We start from the raw sequence: 672 nt of genomic DNA, 5'->3' as shown, positions 1-672 counted from the left end.
TCATACCACCCCTATCTCAAAATGGCGCGCCAAGCTTCAGCCAAAATCATGCCATTTTCACGCCATTTTTTCAGTTCGTAGCCTCCTTTAAAAAGGGCAATTTCCTAATAATAATCGTCCAAACCAAAAAGAAAAGACAACCATACGATACGATAAGACTTTACTTCAAGGAGGCATCTTGATGAATAAAAAGCCAACAAATAAAAAAAGTTTCCAGATAAAAAATAAACCTAACAGCAAAACGTACACAAAAAGACAGATACAGGTACAGACACATACACACGAATTTTTAGGTAGTACCAAGTTGGCAGAAGCAGGGGCTGACAGACATAACCATCGTTTTGCAGGAGTTACAAGTCAAGCAATCCGCAGAGGTAATAGCCATGTACATGTGATAACTGTTAATACCGATTTTTTTAATCACCTTCATCAAGTTAGAATAATAACGGGTCCTGCTATTCCTGTTGGGAACGGAAAGCATGTACACTTTGCCAAAGGAAGAACTACACTGAACGATGGCCACGTCCATAATTTCGAATTCTCCACCTTAATTCAAAGTCCCCTTATATAAGGAAACTTATAACAAAGCGGCTCTTTGGTGCACTAGAAAGCCGCTTTTTACATAGCTGAGATTACTCTTTAGCCCCCCAGAGAAGTTGGACACTAAGGGTG

Annotated in this window: 2 protein-coding genes; both read left to right on the top strand. The window is 39.7% G+C overall.

What is annotated here, in order from left to right; genetic code table 11:
• Window positions 1–182: hypothetical protein (locus B2899_RS14845; RefSeq protein ID WP_286886820.1), on the top strand; the 182-nt coding region annotated here is incomplete at its 5' end.
• Entirely contained in the window at window positions 182–571 is a 390-nt protein-coding gene (locus B2899_RS14840; protein WP_146810668.1) for a YmaF family protein, read from the top strand. The genes B2899_RS14845 and B2899_RS14840, both read left to right, overlap by 1 nt.
• The last annotated feature ends 101 nt before the right edge of the window (window positions 572–672 follow it).

This window comes from Aneurinibacillus sp. UBA3580 (assembly GCF_002375825.1).
In the GTDB taxonomy this organism is placed as follows: Bacteria; Bacillota; Bacilli; order Aneurinibacillales; family Aneurinibacillaceae; genus Aneurinibacillus; species Aneurinibacillus danicus.
The sequence above is the reverse complement of the archived record's forward strand: the minus strand, read 5'-3'. Positions and strand labels throughout refer to the sequence as shown.

Coding starts and splice junctions, on each gene's coding strand:
- B2899_RS14840 (WP_146810668.1), top strand. CDS start 182: ATGAATAAAAAGCCAACAAATAAAAAAAGTTTCCAGATAAAAAATAAA.